General features: G+C 65.5%; 8 protein-coding genes. 5 read left to right on the top strand and 3 right to left on the bottom strand.

Features of this window, described 5'->3' with window-relative positions:
- Positions 1-131: 131 nt before the first annotated feature.
- From EB084_18880 to EB084_18900, 5 genes are read left to right on the top strand one after another with little or no spacing between them, the layout of a single operon-like run.
- A complete protein-coding gene (locus EB084_18880) occupies positions 132-986 on the top strand; it encodes an FHA domain-containing protein (GenBank protein ID NDD30328.1) in 855 nt (284 codons plus the stop codon).
- A gap of 25 nt (positions 987-1011) precedes the next feature.
- The gene (locus EB084_18885; GenBank protein ID NDD30329.1) at positions 1012-1443 is read left to right on the top strand and encodes a hypothetical protein; all 432 of its coding nucleotides are present in this window, start codon (positions 1012-1014) and stop codon (positions 1441-1443) included.
- A 31-nt stretch (positions 1444-1474) separates the two neighbouring features.
- Positions 1475-2197 carry an inorganic pyrophosphatase gene (locus EB084_18890; GenBank protein NDD30330.1) on the top strand — a complete coding sequence of 241 codons (723 nt, stop codon included), beginning with the start codon at positions 1475-1477 and terminating at the stop codon, positions 2195-2197.
- A gap of 41 nt (positions 2198-2238) precedes the next feature.
- Complete coding sequence (locus EB084_18895) at positions 2239-2985, top strand: threonine/serine exporter (protein ID NDD30331.1); 747 nt, start codon at positions 2239-2241, stop codon at positions 2983-2985.
- Positions 2985-3572, top strand: a complete 588-nt coding sequence (locus EB084_18900) for a hypothetical protein (protein NDD30332.1) — start codon at positions 2985-2987, stop codon at positions 3570-3572. The genes EB084_18895 and EB084_18900 overlap by 1 nt, the downstream gene beginning before the upstream one ends.
- Here EB084_18900 and EB084_18905 read toward each other — a convergent pair.
- The 3 genes from EB084_18905 to EB084_18915 are packed head-to-tail and all read right to left on the bottom strand — an operon-like array spanning position 3505 to position 5270.
- Complete coding sequence (locus EB084_18905) at positions 3505-4005, bottom strand: HIT domain-containing protein (GenBank protein ID NDD30333.1); 501 nt, start codon at positions 4003-4005, stop codon at positions 3505-3507. The two genes, EB084_18900 and EB084_18905, sit on opposite strands and share 68 nt — an antisense overlap.
- Before the next feature lie 58 nt (positions 4006-4063).
- Positions 4064-4897 carry a 3'(2'),5'-bisphosphate nucleotidase CysQ gene (locus EB084_18910; GenBank protein NDD30334.1) on the bottom strand — a complete coding sequence of 278 codons (834 nt, stop codon included), beginning with the start codon at positions 4895-4897 and terminating at the stop codon, positions 4064-4066.
- Positions 4875-5270 carry a PPOX class F420-dependent oxidoreductase gene (locus EB084_18915; GenBank protein NDD30335.1) on the bottom strand — a complete coding sequence of 132 codons (396 nt, stop codon included), beginning with the start codon at positions 5268-5270 and terminating at the stop codon, positions 4875-4877. The genes EB084_18910 and EB084_18915 overlap by 23 nt, the downstream gene beginning before the upstream one ends.
- Between the last annotated feature and the right edge of the window lie 26 nt (positions 5271-5296).

The following is a 5296-nucleotide window of genomic DNA, read 5'->3' on the forward strand; positions in this document are numbered from 1 at the left end:
CCCCCCCTGCAGCGCCAGCGCCGCCCAGAGCCACTGGTCAGGCGGCGCCCCCGTCGGCTCCGCCACCACGAGGCAATGTTCCGCCCTCCCGTCCGACGGCCGCGCCCCTCGTCGCTGATTCGCGCAGTGCTGTGATCCAGAGCAAGGAGAGCGCCTCGTCGGCCTACGAAGACGCCGAGACGCTGTCGCGCGCGCCTACGCGTCGGCGAGCGGGGGCTGAGAACGAGCCCACGACACCCACAGGCGCTGACCTGAGCGATACGCTCGGGGGCGACGACGACGAGGGTTTCAACTTCAAGGACGCCGGATTCGTGTGGCGCTGGCGCGCCGACTACATCCTGGGCTTCCTCGAAGGCCCCAACAAGGGCCAGAAGATCGAGCTGCTCACCGATCAGCTCGAAGATGGTCGTCGCATCACGATGGGGTCTGATGGCGAGCGGCTGAACGAGATCGTGATCGATGACCCGGCCGTGCCCAACGTGCAGGCCACCATCACCTACGCCGTCGGCCGCTTCACCTTGCTCAACGAGGGCTCGGAGAGCGAGATCGCCGTCAACGACATGGCCGTCTCTCCACGTCAGGAGATGCTGCTCAAGACCGGCGACCGTGTCACCATGGGCACCAGCGTGCTGATCTTCCTCGAGCGCTCGGTCGTTCAGTCGCTGAGCCGTTTTCAGCTCGCCGTGCTCAATGGAATCCCGGAAGACCGCGGACGCTCGTTCGACCTGCTGCGCGAAGCTGTGGTGATCGGTCGCCACCGCACCTGTGAGATCTCGCTCGCCGACCCGGAGATCTCGCGAAAGCATCTGAGCATCACCTTGCGCAACGGCCGCTTCTACCTGAGCCATCTCTCCACCAGCAATCCGACCTTCATCAACGGCATCTCGCTGCCGCGCGGACGCGATCGCCTTCTCAACGACGGCGACAAGATACAGGTGAGCGATTACACGACCCTGCTCTTCCGCGAAAGACCATCTCGAAAGTGAGCTCGGAAATCGAGCCAGAGACCCCATGACCGCTACCGACCTCCCCGGCACCGACCTCGACCGCATCTTCCGCGTTCTGCTTCCCAGAGCGCGGGAGGCCCTCATCGCATCCGACGGGCGACTGACGCCTCTCGGGGCCACCCTCGACAACCAGGGAGAGCTCCACGCCGCCGTGACCATGGAAGGCGCCGAGCCGATGCAGCCGCCCGCGTTGCTCGAGCGCATGCTCGCCAGCTTCGAGGCGCAGGCCTGCGCCGGCCGCATCAAGGCCTGCGGCGTGTGCTATGACGCACGCGTCGAGGGTCCGGCCGGTGCCGCCGACGCCATCGCGACCCGCCTCGAGCACCAGAACGGTGAGTCAGCCGTCATCTATCTCCCGTATGTTCGCACCAGCGCGGGCGCGTTCGAGTTCGGAAGCCTCATCCCGGCCAGCGAGACGCGGCGCGTCTGGCGCTGATCGGCCGCTGAATCCACATCTGAGGAGCGCCATGCCACACGCCACGCCTGAAGAGATCCGTCGCTTCCTGCAGTACACGTTCAAGTCGCATCCCTGGCACGGCATCGCGACCCTGGCCAAGGAACCCGACACCTTCAACGCCTATCTCGAGGTCGTGCCCTCTGACATGGTCAAGTACGAGATCGACAAGGCCACGGGGCATCTGAAAGTCGATCGTCCGCAGAAGTACTCGAGCCTCTGTCCCACCCTCTACGGCTTCATCCCCCGCACCTACTGCGGCGAGAAGGTGGGGCTGTTCTGCTCGCAGGCCACGGGGCGCGCGGGCATCGAGGGCGACGGTGACCCGCTCGACATCTGCGTGCTGAGCGAGAAGCCCATCACCCACGCCGACATCCTGGTGCGCGCCACGCCCATCGGTGGGCTGCGCATGGTCGACCACAACCAGGCCGACGACAAGATCATCGCGGTTCTCGAGGGCGACCTCGAGTACGGTCGCTGGCGAAGCATCCAAGACATGCCGACCGCACTGGTCGACCGGCTGCGGCACTACTTCCTCACCTACAAGCAGCTGCCGGAATCCGCCCTCTCCGCGGGGGAAGCGCCCGCGCCACGTCTGGTGGAGATCACGCACGTCTACGATCGAGACGAGGCCATGGCTGTCATCGCCGCGTCCATCGAAGACTACACCGACAGGTTCGGCAATCCTGAGGAGATGCTGGTCGAGTTCTTCACCTCCCTCATCCGCAAGTCGTGACCTCGGCGACCAGCGACACGGCGCCTTCCCTTCAAGACGTTATGCGCCTCGTGCTGCTGGCAGGGCGTGTCATGCTCGAGAGCGGCGCCAACGCGTCTCGAATCGAGGAGACGCTGATGCGCCTCGCGCTCAGCTGTGGGGTAGATTCCATCGATGTGTTCTGCACCCTCACGGGACTCTTTTTCACCGTGGTGAAGAACGATGAGGTTCTCACTCGCGTTCTCTCTGTTCGACAGCACGGAACAGACCTGGGTCGCATCGCCGCGGTGTATGATCTGTCGCGCGCGGTGGAGTCTCGCGCAGTCGACTGCCACGCCGCCATCGATCAGATGAAGGCGATGGTCTTGCACGAGAGCATGATCGGCTACCCCCCGTGGCTCAAGCTTGCCTGCAGCGGCGTCTCGAGCGGCGCCTTCGCCGTTCTGCTGGGCGGAGGCGTCTACGATTTCATTCCCGCCACGCTGGCCGGCCTCTTCGCCCAGATGGTCTACAGCCGCCTCTGCCGAAGAAGCCCGGAGTTCGTCGCCATCTTCTTCGCGGTGATCATGGGCACCATGTGGGCCCTGGTCGCCGACCGCCTCTTCCTGGGCACCTTGCGCTACATCACGGTGGGCGTGGTCATGCCGCTGGTGCCTGGGCTGGCGCTGACCAACGCGGTTCGCGACCTCATCTTCGGTGACCTCATCAGCGGTCTGTCGCGGGGCGCGGAGGCGGTGCTCAGTGCGTCTGCCATCGCGGGCGGCGTCTACACCGTTCTGGCCCTGTTCAAGATGGGACTCTTCATCTGATGTCTGGCCTCGAGAGCGCGAATGAGCTGACCCCTCTCCTCGCGCCGCTCATGTGCTTTCTCGGCGCCTACACCATCGCAGTGTCATACAACGTGCCGAAACGAGCGCTGCTCTACTGCGGGCTGCTCGGAAACGTGGCGTGGTACGTTGAGATCTACTGCTCCGACCTTCATCTGACCGAGATTGCGTCGAACTTCCTCGGAGCCCTGGCTGTTGCGCTTCTGGCCGAGAGCCTGTCTCGCATGCTCCAGCTTCCGGTGATGTGCCTCGCTGCACCCGGCGTCATTCCCCTCGTGCCGGGATTCAAGGCCTACAGCGCGCTGCTGCTCTACGTATCCGAGATCTACGACCAGGCCAACCAGAAGCTTCTCGAGGCCTTGCTGGTGGCTGCCGCCATCTCCGCCGCCCTCGCCACGGCCAACTCCCTCGTGCTGCTGCTGCCCGGCGTGAAACGGCGGTGGCAGAACCCACAGAGCCCGGTTGACGATCGCGTGCTCACCGCGGGTGACATGTCAGCGCTCACCGAAGAGGTTCTTGATCGCGTGCGGCAGCCAGGAGCGTCCACGCCTCCGTCAGGCTCTGGTTGATGAGGCGCGTCTCGCCACAGGTGCTCATGAAGTTGTGATCGCCGCTCCAGCGCGGCACGATGTGCTCGTGCACGTGATCGGCCACTCCCGCGCCTGCGCACTCTCCCAGGTTCCATCCCACGTTGAAGCCCGCGGGGCGCATCACCTGACGCAGAATGCCGATCCAGCGCTGGGTGAGATGGCTGATCTCGGCGAGGGTCGTGGGGTCGAGCGCGGTGAACTCGCCCTCATGGTGATTGGGCGCAACGAGCAGATGGCCATTGGTGTACGGGTAGCGATTCATGATGACGAAGGCATGCTGGCCACGCTCGAGCACGAGCGTCTCGGTGTCGCCATCGCGCCCGCGGGCCACCGCGTCGCACATGAAGCAGCCGGGTGATTTCGGGCCCACCAGAAACCCGATGCGCCACGGCGCCCAGAGCCTCTCGGTCATGTCGTCTACCTCCGAAGATGTTCGATGTCGCTGTGGCTGCGGGCTTGCCCGCTGGGACTCATTTCGCGTAAGGCGCCACGGCCGACAACACGATGTCGCACACCGCGGCGCGGCAGGCCACCAGGCCTCCGGTGACGTGGGGGTCAGGGCGGTTGTAGGTGGGAACCTCGCCTGACGCGTTCATCAACCGCCCCCCCGCCTCTTCGATGATGATGGCACCCGCGCAGATGTCCCACTCGCAGGGAACAAAGCCCAGCGAGACGTACGCGTCGGCCTCGCCGCACGCCACCATCACGAGCTTGCGCACCGTCGATCCGGCGGGCTTGAGCGCGGCGTTCCCCAGCGCAGCCACGAGCGCCTCGGTCACGGGTGCACGGAGATCGGCGCGGCGCACCGCAAGCGCTCGGGGGAGATGCGACGCGCGAACCGCCAGGGGGCGTGGTGGCTCTTCTCCGATCTGGAGAAACGCGCCGCTGCCCGTGCTGGCGAAGTAGGTCTCGTCATCGACCGGGAAGTGGATGACGCCGATGACGGGACGCCCCTGTTCGACCAGGGCCACTGAAACACCGAACGCCGCGGTGCCCGCGATGAACTCTCGCGTGCCATCGAGCGGATCGACCACCCATACGCGGGTGCGCTGGAGGCGATCACCGTCGTCGACGGTCTCTTCTGACAGCCAGGCCGCATCGGGCAACAGGGCGCGCAGCCGGGCCTCGAGCACCGCGTTGGCCGCGATGTCGGCATTGGTGACCGGGCCCTCGGCTTTTTGTCGAACCTCGAGGGGGCCAGCGCACCGTGCCTCGATGATGGCACGGCCCGCTTCGCGTGCCGCTTCGACCACGGCGAGAACGAGTGCGGAAGGCACCCGCTCAGCCCATGGTCTGGACGCGATCGATTCTCACCTTGTAGGTGACGCGAACCTCTCCCGGCTGACCGAACGGGTACTTCGGCTGGCCGAGGTACTTGAGGGCCAGGCTGTCGATGACGTCGTTGGCGCCCTCTTCGGTGCCCTCGACGACCTCGCCCTGGATCTGCACGTAGCGATACGAGTTCTCGGGGTCGACCACCGCCACCGCCACCTTGGGCATGCGCGCGAGGATCTTGTCCTTCACGCGACCGCGGGCGGTGTTGAAGATGATGAAATCGCCCTCGTGCTTGAACCACATGGGCGTGACCTGGGGCGAGCCGTCGGCCTTGACGAGTGCAAGGGCGGCCACGGCCTTGGTCTGGAGAATGGGGACGTGGGTTTCGGGGATGGTGGGCATGGGAAAACAGCTGCAACTGCTCCTGC

The sequence above is a fragment of the Pseudomonadota bacterium genome, from assembly GCA_010028905.1.
Lineage (GTDB): Bacteria > Vulcanimicrobiota > Xenobia > RGZZ01 > RGZZ01 > RGZZ01.